The organism is Blastococcus capsensis (assembly GCF_030165005.1).
GTDB classification, from domain to species: domain Bacteria; phylum Actinomycetota; class Actinomycetes; order Mycobacteriales; family Geodermatophilaceae; genus Blastococcus; species Blastococcus capsensis.
Genome location: NZ_JASNNW010000008.1, coordinates 17,297 through 35,091 on the forward strand (window position 1 = coordinate 17,297; position 17,795 = coordinate 35,091).

18 protein-coding genes and 1 riboswitch are annotated in these 17,795 nt (G+C 72.5%); of the genes, 12 read left to right on the plus strand and 6 right to left on the minus strand.

From position 1 onward, the window contains the following. Positions 1-119: 119 nt before the first annotated feature. The 3 genes from QOZ86_RS08910 (at position 120) to cobN (ending at position 5,966) form a co-directional block, all read left to right on the plus strand. Complete coding sequence (locus tag QOZ86_RS08910; protein WP_284491607.1) at positions 120-956, plus strand: bacteriorhodopsin; 837 nt, start codon at positions 120-122, stop codon at positions 954-956. A 150-nt stretch (positions 957-1,106) separates the two neighbouring features. Then, a complete protein-coding gene (locus QOZ86_RS08915) occupies positions 1,107-1,979 on the plus strand; it encodes a Brp/Blh family beta-carotene 15,15'-dioxygenase (protein WP_284491684.1) in 873 nt (290 codons plus the stop codon). Positions 1,980-2,183: 204 nt separating this feature from the next. Beyond that, a riboswitch (cobalamin riboswitch) is annotated at positions 2,184-2,247 on the plus strand. Positions 2,248-2,297: 50 nt separating this feature from the next. Further along, on the plus strand, positions 2,298-5,966 hold the full coding sequence (cobN, locus tag QOZ86_RS08920) for a cobaltochelatase subunit CobN (protein ID WP_284491608.1): 3,669 nt from the start codon (positions 2,298-2,300) through the stop codon (positions 5,964-5,966). 585 nt (positions 5,967-6,551) lie between these two features. Here the strand turns inward: cobN and QOZ86_RS08925 are convergent. The 4 genes from QOZ86_RS08925 to QOZ86_RS08940 form a co-directional block, all read right to left on the minus strand. Next, a complete protein-coding gene (locus QOZ86_RS08925) occupies positions 6,552-7,043 on the minus strand; it encodes a hypothetical protein (protein ID WP_284491609.1) in 492 nt (163 codons plus the stop codon). A gap of 43 nt (positions 7,044-7,086) precedes the next feature. Beyond that, the gene (locus QOZ86_RS08930) at positions 7,087-8,100 is read right to left on the minus strand and encodes an SDR family oxidoreductase (RefSeq protein ID WP_284491610.1); all 1,014 of its coding nucleotides are present in this window, start codon (positions 8,098-8,100) and stop codon (positions 7,087-7,089) included. A 53-nt stretch (positions 8,101-8,153) separates the two neighbouring features. Then, entirely contained in the window at positions 8,154-8,627 is a 474-nt protein-coding gene (locus QOZ86_RS08935; RefSeq protein ID WP_284491611.1) for a hypothetical protein, read from the minus strand. A 71-nt stretch (positions 8,628-8,698) separates the two neighbouring features. Then, positions 8,699-9,883 carry a zinc-dependent alcohol dehydrogenase gene (locus QOZ86_RS08940; RefSeq protein WP_284491612.1) on the minus strand — a complete coding sequence of 395 codons (1,185 nt, stop codon included), beginning with the start codon at positions 9,881-9,883 and terminating at the stop codon, positions 8,699-8,701. Positions 9,884-10,198: 315 nt separating this feature from the next. On the opposite strand from QOZ86_RS08940, the gene QOZ86_RS08945 reads away from it, so the two are divergent. From QOZ86_RS08945 to QOZ86_RS08950, 3 genes are all read left to right on the plus strand, one after another. After that, complete coding sequence (locus tag QOZ86_RS08945; protein WP_284491613.1) at positions 10,199-10,807, plus strand: TetR/AcrR family transcriptional regulator; 609 nt, start codon at positions 10,199-10,201, stop codon at positions 10,805-10,807. Between the two features lie 362 nt (positions 10,808-11,169). Beyond that, entirely contained in the window at positions 11,170-11,622 is a 453-nt protein-coding gene (locus tag QOZ86_RS21155) for a DUF6153 family protein (RefSeq protein ID WP_431521209.1), read from the plus strand. An 83-nt stretch (positions 11,623-11,705) separates the two neighbouring features. Beyond that, positions 11,706-12,323 carry a DUF305 domain-containing protein gene (locus QOZ86_RS08950; protein WP_284491614.1) on the plus strand — a complete coding sequence of 206 codons (618 nt, stop codon included), beginning with the start codon at positions 11,706-11,708 and terminating at the stop codon, positions 12,321-12,323. A gap of 400 nt (positions 12,324-12,723) precedes the next feature. Here the strand turns inward: QOZ86_RS08950 and QOZ86_RS08955 are convergent, their stop codons facing one another. After that, positions 12,724-13,599: a cytochrome c biogenesis CcdA family protein gene (locus QOZ86_RS08955; RefSeq protein WP_284491615.1), complete on the minus strand. Its 876-nt coding sequence runs from the start codon at positions 13,597-13,599 to the stop codon at positions 12,724-12,726. Continuing rightward, a complete protein-coding gene (locus QOZ86_RS08960) occupies positions 13,596-14,189 on the minus strand; it encodes a TlpA family protein disulfide reductase (RefSeq protein WP_284491616.1) in 594 nt (197 codons plus the stop codon). Before QOZ86_RS08960 ends, QOZ86_RS08955 begins: the two co-directional genes overlap by 4 nt. 157 nt (positions 14,190-14,346) lie before the next feature. On the opposite strand from QOZ86_RS08960, the gene QOZ86_RS08965 reads away from it, so the two are divergent. The 6 genes from QOZ86_RS08965 (at position 14,347) to QOZ86_RS08990 (ending at position 17,779) form a co-directional block, all read left to right on the plus strand. Next, positions 14,347-14,559 carry a hypothetical protein gene (locus QOZ86_RS08965; protein WP_284491617.1) on the plus strand — a complete coding sequence of 71 codons (213 nt, stop codon included), beginning with the start codon at positions 14,347-14,349 and terminating at the stop codon, positions 14,557-14,559. After that, entirely contained in the window at positions 14,556-14,696 is a 141-nt protein-coding gene (locus QOZ86_RS08970; RefSeq protein ID WP_284491618.1) for a hypothetical protein, read from the plus strand. The genes QOZ86_RS08965 and QOZ86_RS08970 overlap by 4 nt, the downstream gene beginning before the upstream one ends. A gap of 132 nt (positions 14,697-14,828) precedes the next feature. Further along, positions 14,829-15,203 carry a BlaI/MecI/CopY family transcriptional regulator gene (locus QOZ86_RS08975; RefSeq protein WP_284491619.1) on the plus strand — a complete coding sequence of 125 codons (375 nt, stop codon included), beginning with the start codon at positions 14,829-14,831 and terminating at the stop codon, positions 15,201-15,203. Beyond that, on the plus strand, positions 15,200-16,159 hold the full coding sequence (locus QOZ86_RS08980; RefSeq protein ID WP_284491620.1) for a M56 family metallopeptidase: 960 nt from the start codon (positions 15,200-15,202) through the stop codon (positions 16,157-16,159). The genes QOZ86_RS08975 and QOZ86_RS08980 overlap by 4 nt, the downstream gene beginning before the upstream one ends. A 151-nt stretch (positions 16,160-16,310) precedes the next feature. Continuing rightward, positions 16,311-17,186 carry a F510_1955 family glycosylhydrolase gene (locus QOZ86_RS08985; RefSeq protein WP_284491621.1) on the plus strand — a complete coding sequence of 292 codons (876 nt, stop codon included), beginning with the start codon at positions 16,311-16,313 and terminating at the stop codon, positions 17,184-17,186. Then, the gene (locus QOZ86_RS08990; RefSeq protein WP_284491622.1) at positions 17,186-17,779 is read left to right on the plus strand and encodes a TlpA family protein disulfide reductase; all 594 of its coding nucleotides are present in this window, start codon (positions 17,186-17,188) and stop codon (positions 17,777-17,779) included. The genes QOZ86_RS08985 and QOZ86_RS08990 overlap by 1 nt, the downstream gene beginning before the upstream one ends. Positions 17,780-17,795 lie beyond the last annotated feature (16 nt).

A 17,795-nucleotide genomic window follows, 5' to 3' on the forward strand; every position in this document is an offset into this window, starting at 1 on the left:
CCGGTGGGGGACGTCGGGAATGGCGCACTCGATGGCGCTCGACTTTGCTGGACACCTCGGATGTGCCGGGGAGCCCGGCTTACCGGCGCCCCCTGTGCCGTGACGAGAGGCGATGCCGCGTGAACTTCGAGAACACCTTCACGTACGACTTCTTCCAGTACACGATCGTGTCGCACGTATTCACGCTCGGCTACGCGGCCATGGCCGCAGGACTCGCCTACTTCCTGCTCACCAGCAAGAACTCGCTGCCGCGGTACCAGCTGTCGTCGACGCTCTCTGCGGTGGTGATGGTGTCGGCGTTCCTGGAGCTGCTGGTCATCTCGCTCCAGTGGCGGAGCTCCTTCGCCTGGGACGGTGCGGCGTACAGCCAGTCGGCAGCGCTGTTCTCCAACGGCTACCGCTACATGAACTGGTCGATCGACGTGCCGGTGCTGCTCACCCAGCTGCTGATCGTGCTCGGCGTCACCGGGGCGGCGTTCCGGCGTGGCTGGATCACCTTCACCGTGGCCGGGTTGGCCATGGTCTACACCGGTTACGTCGGCCAGTTCTACGAGGTGGAGCGGAGCGCCCCCTTCTGGGTGTGGGGCTCGATCAGCACCGTCTTCTTCCTCGTCCTCCTGGTGCTGGTGTACCGCACGATCCACGGCAACCTCGACCGGCTGCCGCAGGAGGTGCGGTCGCTGGTGCGGGGAGTGTGGTGGCTGCTGCTGTTCTCCTGGATGCTCTACCCGGGCGCCTACCTGATGCCGGCCATGTGGGACTCGGCCGACGGGGTGGTGGCCCGGCAGATCACGTACACCGTCGCGGACGTCACCTCGAAGGTCGTCTACGGGATCCTGCTCGCGGCCATCGCCCGGAAGATCAGCAAGCACGAGGGTCACGACCCGGCGACCGCCGCCGACGTCACCATGCCGCGCGGCGGGGTGACGGACACGGCCGCTCCGGGTCGCATCTGACCGGCGGCACGCGTCACCCAGTGCGCTGCGCCGCGGGTCGCGGCGCTGACCACCCGGCTCTCGGTAGGCGTCGTCCTGGCCGTCGCGCTGGTCGCCGTCCTGGCGCCGGACCAGGTCGCCGCCTGGGGGCCGGCCCTCCTGTCCGCCGGCATCCTCCTCGGCCTGCCGCACGGTGCGGTCGACCACCTCGTCCCGGACTGGGTGGCCGGGCGTCCGGGACGGGCGGTGCGCCCGGTGCTGCTCGCCGGCTACGCGGCCACCGCGGCGTCGGCGTGGTGCGCGCTGCACCTGGCGCCGGTCGTGAGCCTGCTGGCCCTGCTCGCCGTCTCCTGGGTGCACTTCGGCACGGGGGAGGTCGCGTACGACGCCGAACGGTCGGCCCGGCCGTCCCGGTCCGCGTGGCGGGACGTCCCGGCGGTGCTGGGTCTGGGCGGGCTGCCCATCGCCGTGCCGCTGGCCCGGTGGCCAGGGGAGTCCGACCGCGTGCTGTCCGCGTTGTCCCCGGGGCTCCCGGGAGTGCTGACGGGCGGTGTCCGCCAGGTGCTGCTGGCGGTCGTCGGCGTCGCCGTCCTGGCAACGGTGGTCGACGCGATCGTCCGTCGGCGGCCGCAGTGGGCTGCCGAGGTCGTCCTCCTGACCGGTCTGTTCCTGGTGGCCCCGCCGGCCGCGGCCTTCGGGGCGTACTTCGGAGGCTGGCACGCCGTCCGCCACATCGGCCGGTTGCTCCTGCTGGACCCGCGGAACGCGGCCGATCTCGCCCTCGGCCGACTGCGCGGACCGGTGCGCCGCTACGCCGCCGCAGCGGCGATCCCCACGGTGGTGGCGCTCGCCGGCATCGTGCTCCTGGCCGTCGCCGCCCAGCGTCCGGGTTGGACGGCCGCCGCGCTGGCCGTCCTCCTGAGCCTGACCGTGCCCCACATGGCCGTGGTGGCGGTGCTCGACCGGCGCGCGCATCGCGGTCCGGGCGTTCCGCCCGGTGGGTCACCGGCCCTGCCCCGGTCGGCCGGTGCCGACATCCGGTGACCTCCGCTCCTCAGCCGGCGCCGGGACGGTCATGGCGGAGAAGGCTGTTTCCCGGCGCTCGGTCTGCCGGCGGCCGGACCAGCCCGGCGACGACCGGGAGCGCTCCTCTTCCCTCCGGTGCGCCGTCCGGATGCGAACGGTGGGTACCGCCTCACGCTGCACACCCACCCCGGTAGCGTCCGGGCCACGACACGGCAGTGCAGCGAGGAAGCCGGTGCGATTCCGGCGCGGTCCCGCCACTGTGAGCCTCCGGGCCAGCCAGACACTCCGGCTGCCGTGCCCGACGATCCGGGGCGCGGACCCCGAGTGAGGCAGTGCATGTTCACCCTGCTCTCCACCAGCGACACCGACCTCCTCTCGGCCCGCGCCAGCGGCGCGGACTGGCGGCTGGGCAACCCGGCACGGCTCGACGACGCGGGCATCGCCGCGCTGGCCGAGGGCAGCGCGCTGGTCGTCGTCCGCATCCTCGGCGTCCGCCGGCAGTACGAGGAGATGCTGGCCCCGCTGCTGGCCGGCCCCGCACCGGTCGTCATCCTCGGCGGGGAGCAGGTGCCCGACGCCGAGCTGATGGAGCTCTCCACCGTGCCGATGGGCGTGGCGACGGAGGCGCACGGCTACCTCGCGCAGGGCGGCCCGGACAACCTCGCCCAGCTGCACCACTTCCTGTCCGACACCGTGCTGCTCACCGGCGAGGGTTTCGAGCCGCCGTCGGTGGCGCCGGAATGGGGGTTGCTCGAGCGCGGGACGCCCGCGGAGGCGACTGATGCGGTCGACCGAGGAGCGGAGCGAGTCCGGAACGGCGGCACGGACACCGGGGGCGGGCCGACCGTCGCCGTCCTCTACTACCGCGCCCATCACCTCGCTGGGAACACCGGCTTCGTCGAGGCGCTCTGCGGCGCGATCGAGGACGCCGGCGGCCGGGCGCTGCCGATCTTCACCTCGTCGCTGCGGTCGGTCCCGCCCGAGCTGCTGGACACCCTGCGCGCCGCCGACGCCCTGGTGGTCACCGTGCTCGCGGCCGGAGGGTCTCGCCCGGCCACCGCACAGGCCGGCGGGGACGACGGTGCCTGGGACGTCGGCGCGCTCGCCGAACTCGACGTCCCGGTGATCCAGGGGCTGTGCCTGACCCGCTCGCGCGCGGAGTGGCTCGCCGACGACGACGGGCTCTCGCCGCTCGACGTGGGCAACCAGGTCGCGATCCCGGAGTTCGACGGCCGGCTGATCAGCGTGCCGTTCAGCTTCAAGGAGACCGACGTCGACGGGCTCACCCACTACGCCGCCGACCCCGAGCGGGCCGCCCGGGTGGCCGGCACCGCCGTCGCGCACGCCCGGCTGCGGCACACCCCGCCGGCCGAGCGGCGGATCGTCGTGATGCTGTCGGCGTACCCGACCAAGCACGCCCGCATCGGCAACGCCGTCGGCCTCGACACCCCGGCCTCGGTGGTCCGGTTGCTCGCCGCCATGGCTGCGCAGGGCTACGACATCGGCCCGTTCGACGGGCCCGAGGCGCTGCCCGGCGTCGCCGGGCTCGACGGCGACGCGCTGGTGCACGCGCTCATCGCGGCGGGTGGGCAGGACCTCGACTGGCTGACCGAGGAGCAGCTGTCGGGCAACCCCGTCCGGATCCGTGCCTCCGAGTACCGGGCCTTCTTCGACACCCTGCCGCCCGACCTGCGCGAGGCGATGGTCGAGCACTGGGGCGATGCACCCGGCTCGCTGTTCGTGGACGGGGACGACATCGTCTTCGCCGCGCTGCGGGCCGGCAACGTCGTGGTGATGGTCCAGCCGCCGCGCGGCTTCGGGGAGAACCCGATCGCGATCTACCACGACCCCGACCTGCCGCCGTCCCACCACTACCTGGCGGCGTACTGGTGGCTGCGCTCATCCTTCGGCGCGCACGCCCTGGTGCACGTCGGGAAGCACGGCAACCTCGAGTGGCTGCCCGGCAAGACGGTGGGCCTGTCGGCCTCCTGCGGTCCGGACGCCGCGATCGGCGACCTGCCGCTGGTCTACCCGTTCCTGGTCAACGACCCGGGGGAGGGCAGCCAGGCCAAGCGGCGGGCGCACGCCACGCTGGTCGACCACATGGTGCCGCCGATGGCCCGGGCCGACACCTACGGCGACATCGCCCGGCTCGAGCAGCTGCTCGACGAGCACGCCAACGTCGCGGCGATGGACCCGGCCAAGTTGCCGGCCGTCCGGGCGCAGATCTGGACGCTGCTGCAGGCGGCCAAGCTCGACTCCGACCTCGGCCTGAACGAGCGTCCCGAGGACGACCACTTCGACGAGATGATCCTCCACGTCGACGGCTGGCTCTGCGAGATCAAGGACTCGCAGATCCGCGACGGCCTGCACGTGCTCGGGACCCCGCCCAGTGGCCAGGACCGGGTGGACCTCGTGCTCGCGATGCTGCGGGCGCGGCAGATCTGGGGCGGCTCGGTGGCGCTCCCGGGTCTGCGGGAGGCGCTCGGGCTGACCGAGGACGGAACCGCCGGGCTGCATGCCACGGACGCCGTCGAGGCGCAGGCGGAGGCCCTGGTCAGCGGCATGGAGACGCGAGGCTGGACCGCGGACGCCGTCCCCGGGGTCGTGCACGAGGTGCTCGGCCGGGAGGACGACGCGGTGACCGCCGTCCTGCGGTTCGCCGTCGACGAGGTCGTGCCGCGGCTGGAGCGCACGACCGACGAGCTGGACGCCACCCTGCACGCGCTCGAGGGCGGCTACGTCCCGGCAGGGCCGTCGGGTTCGCCGCTGCGCGGGCTGGTCAACGTGCTGCCGACCGGCCGCAACTTCTATTCGGTCGACCCTCGGGCGGTGCCCTCGCGGCTGGCGTGGGAGACCGGCCAGGCGATGGCCGAGTCGCTGCTCGACCGGTACCGGGCCGACACCGGCGAGTACCCCCGCTCGGTCGGGCTGTCCGTCTGGGGCACCTCGGCCATGCGCACGTCCGGGGACGACGTCGCCGAGGTGTTGGCGCTGCTGGGCGTCCGGCCGGTGTGGGACGAGGCCTCGCGCCGGGTGACCTCGCTGGAGCCGGTGCCGTCGGACGAGCTGGGCCGGCCCCGGATCGACGTCACCGTGCGGATCAGCGGCTTCTTCCGGGACGCCTTCCCGCACGTGGTGACCATGCTGGACGACGCGGTGACGCTGGTCGCGGGGTTGGACGAGCCGGACCATGCCAACTACGTCCGGGCGCACGTCGAGGCCGACCTGGCCGCCCACGGCGACCGGCGGCGGGCCACCACCCGGGTATTCGGGTCCAAGCCGGGCGCCTACGGGGCCGGGCTGCTCTCGCTCATCGACAGCCGGGACTGGCGCGGGGACGCCGACCTGGCCGAGGTGTACGCGGTGTGGGGCGGGTACGCGTACGGCCGAGGGCTGGACGGCGTGCAGGCGCGGCCGGACATGGAGTCGGCCTACAAGCGGATCGCGGTGGCAGCGAAGAACGTCGACACCCGCGAGCACGACATCGCCGACTCCGACGACTACTTCCAGTACCACGGGGGGATGGTGGCGACGGTCCGCGCGCTCACCGGCTCGGCCCCGAAGGCGTACATCGGCGACTCGACCCGGCCCGAGCACGTGCGCACCCGCTCCCTGTCCGAGGAGACCGCGCGGGTCTTCCGCGCCCGCGTGGTTAACCCGAAGTGGCTGGAGGCCATGCGCCGGCACGGCTACAAGGGCGCGTTCGAGCTCGCCGCCACCGTCGACTACCTGTTCGGCTACGACGCCACCACCGGCGTCGTCGCCGACTGGATGTACGAGAAGCTCGCGCAGACCTACGTCCTGGACCCGGAGAACCGGGAGTTCATGGAGAAGTCCAACCCGTGGGCGCTGCACGGCATCGCCGAGCGGCTGCTGGAGGCGGTTGACCGGAAGATGTGGGCCGAGCCGGACCCGGCGCTGCTGGCCGACCTGCAGCAGGCCTACCTCGACACGGAGGGTGACCTCGAGGAGGGGCCGTCACCGGTGTCGGTCACCCGGTGACCGGAGCTCCTGCGCTGACCGTGTGACCGTCCCGATGGTGGCGGTTCTCCGTGGCCGGGCGGGCAGCGCCGAGGCCGAGGGAGACGGACCGGTGATGCCGGCACCCGCCGCGCCATACCGGAAGGATGGAGAGGCACTGGTCAATCACGAGACCAGGGCCTCTCCGCGTGGGGTGAGTGACGGGGCTCGGACCTGCGAGTGAGGCCGGTCGCGGGCCCGGTGACCCGACGAGATGCTGCCGGACCTGATGTCGCCGCGGCGGGTCAGCTGCGAGGCCGGTGCGCCGCACGCGCAGGAGCCCGCCGCGGCTGTCATCGCGCCGGCCCGTCCTGAGCTGCCGGCCGAGAAGCTCGCGGAGTGGGCGCAGCTCAGGGCGCATCGGCCCTCGCCCCGCCGGCCGACGTGACGGCCGCGGGGAACGCGGCCGCCCCAGGGTCGAAGCGCTGCCAACCGCCCGGGCGCGGACCCCTGCGCCCGGCGACGCCGCCGAAGTGTCAGTACCGCGTGGTGAGGCGGATGCCAGTCATCACAGAGGACGGCGTACGCGTTCGCACGAACGGTGAGCCCGGGCCTTCTCGGCACCGCCTACAGGGCTGCGCCGGTTGGCAGGTCGGCGTGCAGCAGGGCGTAGAGGATGCCGGCGGCCAGGCCGAACCACAGGTGGCCGACGAGAAACTCGATGACGTCGTGGCGGCCGTAGTGGCGGTAGAACACGCCGGGCGGTGGGACGGGGTCGGGCATGTCGGGGTGCAGGTCCGGCCAGGCTCCGACGACGATTCCGCCGACCAGGCCATGGATCGCGCCGGTGAGCAGGCCCCACCAGGCGAGGTGGTCGTTGTGGGCGACGGCCTGGAAGAACGTGGCGTACAGCAGCACGATGGCGATGGCCAGCACGGCGTGGCCGGCCCAGCCGACGACCCGGCGGTAGCGCCGGGGGGCGCGCAGGATGGCCCCGCCCTCGGCGAAGATGTCCTGCCGCACACCGAGCCCCGCCGCGCGCTGCAGGTAGGTCGGGGCCTCCATGAGCTGGGCGGCGATGAGTCCCGCGGCGGCGGCGGCAAGCGGGTCGATGCTCACCGGTTCCAGCGGGTACGGGACCCAGTCATCGTGGCGTCTTCCATCAGCGGAGCCGCGCTGGCCGGCGGCGGGTCAGCCGCCAGCCGAGGGTGCCGGCCGAGGCGATCGCGGCGCTTCTGGCCAGCGCGGGGTGGAAGCCGACCAGGCGGGTCCAGCTGCTGCGAGGCAACGCGAACCGGACCACCCCGCCGTCCACGGCTCCGCTACCGGGCGACGGCTCGGTCAGGTTGCTCTGGCCTCCGTCGGGCACGTCGCGCTGTTGGCGGGCGAACACCTGCCCGCCGACGGCCAGCAGCCGGTCGGTCAGGGTGGGGCTGAGCCGCTGCAGCATCGCCAGCTGGGCGGCGGCGCCGACGTAGATGTCGCGCCGCGGGTGGTCTGCGGCGAAGACGATGGCCTCTGCGACCGCCTTGGCTTGGTACACCGGCGGGATGGGCGCAGGTCGCACGCCCATCCACGATCTCGCGGAGCCGTAGAAGGGGGTGTCGATCGAGGCCGGCAGGATCGTGGTGACGCGCACACCGGAGTTGGCGTGCCGCTCCTCCAGCCGCAGTCCTTCGTAGAGGGCGTTGACCCCGGACTTGGCGATGCAGTACGGAACCATCAGGGGGACCGCGCGCACCCCCAGCCCGGAGCTGACGCCGATGATCGTGCCGTGCCCCTGCTCACGCAGGATCGGGAGGACCGCCTTGACCCCGTACACCTGGCCGCGCAGGTCTACGTCCAGGATCCGGTCGATTGCCTCGACGGGCAGCGTGTTGATCTCCCCGTAGCCGGAGACCGCGGCGTTGTTCACCCAGACGTCGATCCGGCCGAAGCGCTCCCGGGCCCTCTGCGCGAGGTGCTGCACCTGCGGCCACACCGCGACGTCGGTGGGCACGACCAGCGCCGTGCCGCCGGCCTGGGCGACCTCCTCGGCGGTGGCGTGCAGCGCCGGCTCGCCGCGGGCGGCCAGCACGACGGCTGCGCCCTGGGCGGCGAACTGCCGGGCGGTTTCCCGTCCGATGCCCGACGACGCCCCGGTGATCACTACGACCCGCTGGCTGGTCACGTCCACGGCGGGCCTTCTCTGCTCGGCCGGCTCGGGGTGTGGCGGCTCCGGTGGCACGGTCAAGACGGGCGGGCGGGGTCCAGGACGCGGTCGAAGACGGCGCCGGTGGCCTGGGCCTGCACGTACTTGTCCACGATGTCGACCGCCCAGTCCTGGGCCGTCCACTTGCTCGGCTGGTACAGCCCGAGCGCGGTGTTGAGCAGGACGTCGCCGGTGTAGACGACCGCGAACACGGTGTTGACCGCCTTCTGCCCGCGCAGCCCGTTGGCGGCGGCGACGCCGTACGCGGTGCCCCACATGCCGCCGAGGGCGAAGTGGGTGGTGTAGTTCAGCCGCCGGCGCCCCTCGGGGGTGGTGGGGTGCACGGGCAGGACCTTCTCGGCGAAGTCCGCCGGGGCGTAGCTCTCCTGGCGCTGGGTGAGCGGCATCTCGACGAGCTTCTGGAACGCAGTCATCACCACGGTCCCGGCCAGCCCGGCGAGCACTCCCCGGGCCAGCACGGTCCCGGTCGACGGTTCGTTGTTCTGCTGCATGTCTGTTTCCTCCGAAGTGGTTGCGGTTGGGGATGCTCGGCCGGCGCCATGGGCGGTGCCGGCAGGGGCGATCAGGGCTTGAGGACGACCTTGATGCAGCCGTCCTGCTTCTTCTGGAAGATCTCGTAGCCGTGCGGGGCCTGCTCCAGCGGGAGCGCGTGGGTGGTGAGGTCTTCGGTGCCCAGCGGGTCGCCGTCACCGGTGAGCGCGGGCATGATCTCCTCGACCCAGCGCTTGACGTGCGCCTGTCCCATGCGGATGGTCACGCCCTTGTCGAACAGGTCCATCATCGGGAACGGGTCGGCCTGCCCGCCGTACACCCCGATCAGCGAGATCGTCCCGGCCCGGCGAACCGACCCGAACGCGGTGCGCATGGCGGCCATCCGGTCCACACCGATCGTCTCGGTCGCCTTGCGGGCCAATGGGTCGGGCAGCTTGCCGGCGGCCCCGAGCAGGGCTGCCTGGAAGGGGGAGCCGTGGGCTTCCATCCCGACCGCGTCCACGACACCGTCGACACCCCGCCCGTGAGTCATCTCCATGATCGCCCCGGGGACGTCGTCGGCCTTGCTCTGGTCGATGACCTCGATGCCGTGGCGTCGGGCGAGCTCCAGTCGCTCGGGGACGCTGTCGACGGCGATGACCTGCTCCGCGCCGAGGTACTTGGCGACGCGGGCGCACATCTGCCCGATCGGGCCCAGCCCGATGACCGCGCAGGTGCTGCCGGCCTCGATGTCGGCGTACTTCACTGCCTGCCAGGACGTGGTGAGCACGTCGGAGAGGAACAGGAACCGTTCGTCGGGGTGCTCGTCGGGAACCTTGATCGGCCCGAACTGGGCCTGCGGCACCCGCAGGAACTCGGCCTGCGCACCGGGCACGGACCCGTACAGGGCGGTGTAGCCGAACAGGCGCGCGCCCTTGCCCTGCTCGGTGACCTGGGTGGTCTCGCACTGCGCGAAGAACCCGTGGGTGCACATCCAGCAGTGCCCGCAGGAGATGTTGAACGGCACGACCACCCGGTCTCCAGGCTTGATGTGGCTGACCTCGGGGCCGACCTCCTCCACGATGCCCATGGGCTCGTGCCCGATGATGTCGCCGGGCTTGAGGTACATCCCGAGCACGTCGTAGAGGTGCAGGTCGGAGCCACAGATCGCCGTCGAGGTCATCCGCACGATGGCGTCGGTGGGCTCCTGGATCTGCGGGTCCGGGACCGTCTCCACCGACACCTTCTGGGTGCCCTGCCACGTCAATGCCTTCATCTGGACTCCTCGACCGATCGGTGCGGAACGGACCGGGTGCGTCCGCCGGCGGTACCGAGCCGGCCGCCGCTGCTGCTTTACCCGCCTGCGGCGTCTGTACCCCTCGGTACAGTCCGAATCCGCCCAGACGTCCGGGCGATGTCGCCGTTCCTGGATCCCGGGCACCCCGCTCACCGCGGCCGGCCCTCTATCCAGGCCCGCCCCCTTGCGGCCTCGGGTCGCGCGTGGGTGAGGTCTCACATGTAGAACGCCCACATCGGGTAGTGCCTGCGTTGACCGAACGCCCCGCCACCTCCCGACCGAGGCCAGAGCCGAATGCCGGAACCGACCACCCGCCGCGGGAAAGACACCAAGGGACGGATCGTCGAGCTGGCGGCCGGGCTGATGTACGAGCGGGGCGTCAGCGCCACCAGCATCGAGGACATCCTGGCCGCCTCCGGGACGGGCAAGAGCCAGTTCTATCACTACTTCTCCAGCAAGGAGCAGCTCATCGCCGAGGTGCTCCGCCACCAGCTCCAGCAGGTCCTGCGGGAGCAGAGCCGGTTCCCGCTCGACACCTGGGAGAGCATCTCCGCCTGGTTCGGAGCCCTGGTCGACATGCAGCAGAACCAGCGGGACTACCGCGGCTGCCCGCTCGGCTCGATCTCCAGCCAGCTGCTGGACCACGGTGACCTGCTCCGCAGCCAGGCTGCCGAAGCCTTCGCCCACTGGGAGTCCGCCCTGAGCGGCGGGCTCCGGGCCATGCAGGCCAGCGGGCTGCTACGCGACGACGCCGACCCCGACACTCTCGCAGAGTCGACGATCGCGGTGCTGCAGGGCGGGTACCTTCTCTCCTCGACCAAGCGCGACATACGCCCCATGCGCAACGCGCTCGCCATCGCCCTGAGCCAGCTCCGGTCGTACGCGCCTGATGTGCGCCGGTGATCTGCACGCGGAGTTCGAGCGGTTCGACGACGGCACCGACATCGCGCTCGACGGCCCGCGGGTAGCTCGCAGTGCGGTGCGTCCCACAGCCCGGGCAGGCCCATGTCCGCGGTGAAGATCACCTGGGGGACGTGGCCGTTCGCGCACGAGCACAAGGCGCCCTCGGCTGCATGATCCCGTCGTGTCCGAGGCACTGACCCAGGCCACTCACGCGGCCTGATCGCCCCTACCGACCAGAGTCAACTGAAGTCTCGGCAGTCCAGGCCGGCGTCGACCCCGGAGTAGGCGTTTCGTTGGTGTGTGCCGAGTCCCTGCCTGGTGTGCCCGGGGGGCCGTCGTACCGTGGTGGAGGAGGTGTGGTCATGGGGGCACGGCTCTGGACGGCGCTGCTGCTGTTGGCCGCCGTCTTCGCCATGCACGGCGTGCGGTGCGTGGCCGCAGAACCGGCCCTGGCGCATGGGTCCACGTCGCTCGACGCCGTTGCATCGATCGGTGCCCCTGCGGCGGCCATCCATGTCGGCGCCGTCACCGCCGAGAAGCCCGCGCACTCGCACGCTGCGGCCACGCACGGGTCGCGAGATGTAGCAGCTACCGTGTCCACCGACCTGCCAGCCCCGTGGCACGACGCTCACGTCTTGGCTATGTGCCTCGCTGTCCTGCTCGCGGGGTTGACGATTCTCGGTGCCCTGACGCGAGTCCGCGGCATGGCGATCCCGCTCGTCCGCGGGTCACCTCCACCTCGCCGCTGGCTCACCGGGTGGGTGAGGCAGCCCCGACCCCCCGATCTCTCCGCGCTCTGCCTCCTGCGGATCTAGGCCGAACGGCTTGCACCCCGACAGCTCCCGCTGTTCCGGGGTCTCGCACGCATGCCTACATCCCTCAGAACAGGAGACCTAACGTGACCCGCACCAGCATTCGACTCGTCCACCTCACCGGTGGACTGATGGCCGCCGTCGTCGTCCTCACCGGCTGCTCCGGTACCGCCGGCAGCTCAGCCGCCAGCAGCAGCGCCACCGACGAGACCCCCGCCGATCAGAGCGCGGAGTTCAACGACGCCGACGTCGCCTTCGCCCAGGGGATGATCCCGCACCACGAGGGCGCGCTCATGATGGCCGAGGTCGCCGTCGACCGTGCCGCCGACCCCAGGGTCGTGGACCTGGCCGAGCGCATCGAGGCAGGTCAGGACCCGGAGATCGACCTCATGACCGGCTGGCTCGAGGAGTGGGGCCAGCCGCTCGAGCAGGGGTCCGGCCACATGGGCGGCATGGACCACGGGTCCGAGGACATGGGCGGTATGGGCATGGACATGGAGGACATGCCGTCCGCTGGTTCCGACTTCGACCGCATGTGGATCGAAGCCATGATCGAGCACCACGAGGGTGCTGTGGAGATGGCGCGGACAGAGGTCGAGGACGGTCGCGATCCCGAGGCCATCGATCTCGCTCGGGTGATCAGCGACACCCAGACGCAGGAGATCGAGGAGATGCGACAGCTGCTCTCGGAGCTGGACGGCTGATCCGTGCCCCGGGGGTGCGGCGCCGCGGAAGCGCCGCGCCCCCACCTCCTCCCCGACCACGCGATCCGGACGGCGGCTGTCGTGGTGCCCTCCTGCCCGCAGCCGCATCGCGGTCGCGCACGAGGAGTACATCCAGGTGACCGCTGGGGGGAAGCCGCGATGGTCAGTCCGGTCATGGACCTGACGGAGGTTCGCGGTCGCCGGGGCTGGGCCCTTCCTGGCCTCCGGTCACCCCGGCTCGCGCGTCGACTACGCCGCCGACGGGGCTGATCGAGTCCCGACGGTGGTCGTACCTCTGCCCGAGACCCGCGGTATGCGGAGCCGATCCGGCTGCAGTTGGCGGCGCGTTCGGACGGAGCCGGGCCCGGCAGGCGGCACGCGGCGCCGTTGTACTGGTCGCTCACAGGACCGACGTGCCGAGGCCGGTGGCGCCCAGCCAGGCCCGGAGCCAGATCATCAGCGCGTCCCACCAGCCGGTCAGCAGCAGGATCCCCAGGGCGATCATCAGGGCCCCACCAACTCGCATGACCGTAGGGGCGTGCCGGCGGGCCAGGGCGGAGAAGGCCAGGGCGCGCCGGGCACCGAGGGCGACGAGGACGAAGGGGACGCCCAGTCCCAGGCAGTAGGCAAGGGCGAGGATGGCGCCGCGGCCGGCCGAGGCCTGGGTGTAGGCCAGCGTGTTGACCGCGGCCAGCGTCGGGCCCAGGCAGGGCGTCCACCCGAGGCCGAACACGACGCCGAGGACGGGGGCGCCGGCCAGGCCGGCCGGGGGGCGGTGGTGGATGCGGCGTTCGCGCATCAGCCAGGGGATCGCGCCGAGGAAGGACAGCCCCATCGCGATCACGACGACACCGGCGACCCGGGTGAGCACCGGGGACCACTCCAGCAGCAGCCGGCCCAGGCCGCCGAAGAGGGCGCCGAAGGAGACGAAGACGGCGCTGAAGCCGGCGATGAACAGCAGGGATCCGGCCAGCACCCGGCCGCGGCCGGGTGCAGTCGGGGCCGCCGTCGGTGCGGGGGTGGGGCCGGTCTCGGTCGGGCAGCCGGCCGACGTCGCACCGGCAGCCTCGCCGCCAGCAGGCTGCGGAACTCGGGGCCGGCCGGCGGTGGCCTGGGAGCCGGCGAGTCCGGCGACGTAGCTGACGTAGCCGGGGATCAGCGGCAGGCAGCAGGGTGAGGCGAAGCTGATCAGCCCGACCAGCGCAGCCACGGCGATGGCCAGCAGCAGCGAGCCGTCGGTGACGATGCCGGCGAAGGTCGCGGCGAGCTCGTTCACGTCTGGTCCTCGGCCAGCAGCAGCTCGACGGCGGTGCGCAGGTCATGCCCGCGTACCTGGCCGGTGTAGACGGCGGCGACCCGGCCGTCGCGGTCGAGCAGGATGGTGGAGGGGACGACGTTGGCCGGAAAGCCGCGGAAGGCCATGGCCACCTCACCGCGCGGATCGAACACCGACGGGTAGGCCACGCCCAGTTGCTCGACGAAGGCGATGGCCAGTTGTCGCTGGTCCTTGACGTCGATGCCGAGGAACTGAACGCCGCGGTCGGCGACGTCGGCGTGCACGGCCTGAAACTCCGGGGTCTCCACCCGGCACGGCACGCACCAAGACCCCCAGAAGTTGATCACGGCGACGTCCGAGGCCAGCGACGAGGAGTCGAACGGCGTGCCGTCGAGGAGTTCGCCCGAGAACGCCGGCGCCGGTGCCCGCTGGTCCTCGGCGATCACCGTCGCCGTCGGCGTGGGCTCGGTGAACTGGTACTCCCCGGTGGGGGCGGCGGTGTCGTTCCCGCCGGTGGAGCAGCCGGCCAGCGTCCCTGCGGCGGCGCTGGCGGCCAGCAGCAGGGTTCGGCGGCTGAACGGCCGGCTCATCGACGTGCCGCCGCGGTGGAACCCGAACGGCGACGGCGGATGGCTGTACGACTGAGCTGTTCCCTCACCACATTTCTACTATGGCAGGTCGTAGCAGCGGTCTACTATCGGGCGTAGTTGCGCCGTCGTGGTGCCGCACAGCCCGTTGGAGGCACCGATGTCGGAGCTGCTGCACCTGCTGGCGCTGCTGGCCTGCCCGGTCGGCATGGGCGCCATGATGTGGTCGATGAGCCGCGGCCACGGATCGACGCCGCAGCCGGCCGAGGTCAACCACGCCGAGCTCGCCGGCCTGCGTGCCGAGATCGACCAGCTGCGCGCCGAACGATCGGTCACCGGCGGCGACCCGAGGCTGGGCGAGCCGAGCCGATGAGCGGCTCACTCCCCGAGGTGCTGTCCGGGTTGGCCCAGCTGTGGTCGGCTCTGCTGATCGCCGTCCGAGCGGCTCTCCTGGTGATGGGGTCCTCGGGCGGCGTCGGCCGCCCTCGGGTGTCGGCTGCGCCGGGATGACGCCGGCCTGCGCTGCACCGGGGACGATCGGCCCGCTCCACTATCGCCGCTAGTACTGTGGCGGGAAGCTGTGCCGCGGCCGACGGGCTGCTCAGCTGACCGGGTCGCGCAACGGCGCGGAGGGATGTGGAGGTGGCGGTGCGGCCGTTCGGTGAGCTCGAAGCCGCGGTGATGCAGGTGCTGTGGCACCGCGGGGAGCCGGCGACGGTCCGCGAGGTGCTCGCCGAGCTGGCCGCCTCGCGATCGCTGGCCTACACGACCGTGATGACGGTGATGGACAACCTGCACCGCAAGGGCGCCCTGCAACGGGAGATGGCCGGTCGGGCCTGGCGGTACAGCCCCACCCGCACCCGGGCGGAGCATTCCGCGGCGATGCTGCAGGAAGTACTGAGCGCGGCCGGGGATCGGGACGAGGTGCTCATGCACTTCGTCGCCGACCTCGACGCCGACGCGGTGGCCAGCCTGCGAGCCGCGGTGGAGGCGGCCCGGCAGGCGCAGACGTCGTGATCACCGCAGTCGCGCTGCTGACGTTCGCCGTCCTGCTGGCGGTCGGGGCCCCCCGGATCATCGGGGCGGGCTGGTCGGCCCGCGCTCCGCGGTTGGCGATCGCGACCTGGCAGGCGACGTCGGCCGGAGTGCTCGTGTCGGTGCTGCTCGCCGGTCTGACGCTGCTGGTCCCGGCCGGCGCCATCAGTGAGGGCCTGGCGGCGTATCTCGACGCATGCGCAGCGACCATCGCGGCGGTGTACGACTCCCCAGGTCAGCTGTCCGCGGTGCTGGCCGGCGTCCTGCTGTCGGGCGGGATGTCCCTGCGGTTGACCTGGGTCGCTGCGCGCAGCGGGCTGCGCAACCGACGGGAGCGGCACGGGTTGCGGGCGGCGATCCTGACCGGCGCCCGCCGGGAGTCGTCCCTCGGCGCGGTGGTGCTGGATTCCGACCACGCGGCCGCGTTCTGTCTGCCCGGCCGGGCTCGCACCGTCGTGCTGACCACCGCCGCCCTGCAGACGCTGTCCGCCGGGGAACTCGCCGGCGTGCTCGCCCACGAGGAGGCGCATCTGCGCGGCCGCCACCATCTCGCGGTGGGCGCGGCGCGGATACTCAGTCGGGCCTTCCCGGGGGTGCCGCTGTTCACCCGGGGGGTGGCGGAGATCGAGCGGCTGGTGGAGATGCTGGCCGACGACGCCGCAGCCGGGCAGGTGAACCGGGTCGAGGTCGCCTCCGCCCTGGTCACCCTCGCCGGGATGCGCGCCCCCGCCGCGACGCTGGCGGCCGCCCAGGGTGCTGGCGTGCTGCGGGTGACGCGGCTGCTGCGGCCCGCCGATCCCATCCGGCCGCTGCACCGGCTCGCCGCCGCTGCAGCGGCGGTCCTGGTGGTGACCGGACCGGTGGCGCTGGCCGCCTGGCCGCTGATCTCCGCGGTGGCCAGCGGGTTGTGCGTCCTGCCCGGGGCCGACTGGACCTGAGTCGCACCTCTGCGAAAACGGTCTACTATCGTGCCTAGTACCTTTGTCCTGCCTCCGTGGGGAGCTCATGTCACCGTCCGTCCTGCCGATCCGCTCCGCCCGATCCGCTCGGCCTGCCCTTGGTATCGCCGGTCACCCGTGGCGACGTCGGGTGCTGCTCAGCGCCGCCGCGGCCGGCGCCCTGATCCTCGCCGGCTGCGGCACCGACGCAGCTGCCGGGGACCAGTCCGCGAGTGACGGCGAGGCGCACAGCCACGACGACGGCACCCATCCCCATGGCGACGACGTGACCCTCGAGCACGTGCACGGCCTCGGCATCGACCCAGCCGACGACACGCTCTACGCCGGCACCCACTACGGGCTGGTGCGCATCTCTCCGGACGGGGAGCTGACCCGGATCGCCGACCGGGTGCAGGACTTCATGGGCTTCACCGTCGTCGGTCCCGAGCACTACCTGGCCAGCGGCCACCCCGGCGCGGGGCAGGACGGCCCGGGAAACCTCGGCCTGATCGAGACGACCGACGGCGGGCAGACCTGGGAGACGCTGTCCCTGGCCGGTGACGCCGACTTCCACGCCCTGGACGCCGCCGACGGCGTGATCTACGGCTACAGCGGCGGCCGCCTGCTGGTCAGCGAGGACGGCGTCGACTGGGCCGACCGCGGCGAGATGCGGATCGCCGACCTGGCCGCCGATCCGACCGATCCGCAGCGGGTGTTGGCGACCACCGAGGCCGGCCTCGTCCTCAGCGAGGACGCCGGGAAGAACTTCACCGCCGTTCCCGACGCGCCTCTCCTGGTGTTGGCCGACTTCGCCCCCGACGGCGACTCCACAGTCGGCGTCGCTCCCGACGGCACCGTCTACGGCAGCACCGACGGCGGGCTGACCTGGGCCGAGCGCGGCACCGTCGACGGCGCGCCGGAGGCCCTGACCGTCGACGGGGACGAGGTCTACGTCGCCGTGGGCGGGGCCGTCCTGGCCTCCACCGACGGCGGGGCGACCTTCACCGAGCTGTACCGGGGCCGGTGATGCCGGCGCGGCTGGCCGGCGGACTGCTCGCCGCTGCCCTCCTGGCCGGCTGCGCGACCACCACCGAGCCGACCACCACCGAGCTAACCACCACCGAGCCGGCGGCCGCTGAGCCGGCGCCGGCCGTGCCCGCCTGTGAGCAGCTGCCCGAGAACACCACGCCGGCCGGCGTGGACGCGCTGCCGCCGCTCACCTTGGCCTGCCTGGGCCCCGGTCCGGACGTGGTGCTGGAGCGGTTGACCGGCCGACCCACCGTCATCAACCTGTGGGCGACCTGGTGCGGCCCCTGCCGGGAGGAGATGCCGCTGCTGCAGGAGGCCTACGCCCGGCACGGGGATCAGGTCCGGTTCCTCGGCGTGGACGTCCAGGACGACCCCGACGCCGCGCGCTGGTTCCTCGACGAGCTCGGCATCGACTATCCGCACGCCGTCGACCGCGACGGCCGGCTGCTGCGGGAGCTGGGGGTGCGCGGGCTGCCGGTGACCCTCGCTCTCGACGCCGAGGGTCGCATCGCCGGCCGGTCGGTAGGCCAGCTCACCGGCGAGGAGCTCGAGCGGTTGATCGGCACAGTGCTGTCCTCGGAAGGGCGTTAGCGCCCTGAGCGTGCAG